Here is a 1,027-nt window from a genome sequence, read left to right as displayed (position 1 = left end):
AAGATAATAAAAGCACCAGGACGCCCTCTCCCCTTCAGGACTCAAAAGCTCATCCAAATTGACAAAATCTCGGTCCCGCTCTTCCCTATCCCATATCTCAAAATAATAGGCTAGGGCTGATAACAGCCGTTCTTTTGTGGCAAATTTTTTGATACTTTCTTGCCAACGTTCTTCTCCTAAATACATATTTTTGGCTCTACAGATTTCATTCAGTACATCTTGTAGACAGGTATAATTTTTCATGAATAACTCCTTAAGGTTTCAAAATTCTGTTTTGCATTTGTTCTGAAAAATGTTTCTCATTCAATCGCACCGCTTGAATCAATGCGGCGTTTAGATCTTGTTGCACCTCCTTTCGTAAAACCGGATCTGGGATACGATGGACACAATTTCGAAGATCTCGAATACTCCAAAACAGAGATTGACGAAGATTTTCGAATTGCAAATGATTCGCCGTATGAGCCCAGGACCCGTGCCATTCCTTTGGAATAATAATGCTGACCCCGGCATCTTCATGGATATCAAAAGCAATAAAGCGCCGATTGTTAACATGGGTCCCCACGTGATGACGAGCAGTACGTTTTTTCATAATGGATTTAAATTCTATATTGCGGTCTTTCATCGCTTGTTCTATGTCTTTATGATTCCCCACTACAAACTTCTGATTTCGATAGTGGATAAAATACTGGGTAATGGCGGCTTGTTCTGCGGCACTCACGGGTTTATCCATCATCCCCCCTTGACCACCCAGCCCTTGCGCCGGCTGCTTTATTGGCTTAGGTCCCTTCATGTGTCTGTGGGTGCGCTTGAAGCCCTCAGCTTTTTCCAGACCTTTGCCCAAGGCTTTTCCCACCTGGCGGCCCAGGATTTCCTGAGCTAAAACCGCTCCAGCCCCCGCCATACCTTCCTTTTTGTAGGCGTTCTTCAAAGCGCCCGCGGTTTCCCCAGCCTGCACCACCGCTTTGGCCAGCTTCATCCCCGGAAGGACCTTGATGCCCGTCTTGGCCAGAGTCTCCAGCGCCTCAGA

The 1,027-nt window shown here is 46.3% G+C and carries 2 protein-coding genes; both read right to left on the bottom strand.

Going from position 1 to position 1,027, the window contains the following annotated elements:
- Positions 1-243, bottom strand: a 243-nt coding sequence (locus HCUR_RS00010) for a hypothetical protein (RefSeq protein WP_129591770.1), incomplete at its 3' end; no start/stop codon positions are given.
- Positions 244-253: 10 nt separating this feature from the next.
- Positions 254-1,027: hypothetical protein (locus HCUR_RS09355; protein ID WP_243397221.1), on the bottom strand; the 774-nt coding region annotated here is incomplete at its 5' end.

Origin of the sequence: Holospora curviuscula, assembly GCF_002930195.1 — a bacterium.
Lineage (GTDB): Bacteria > Pseudomonadota > Alphaproteobacteria > Holosporales > Holosporaceae > Holospora > Holospora curviuscula.
This window is presented reverse-complemented; position numbering and strand designations above follow the sequence as displayed.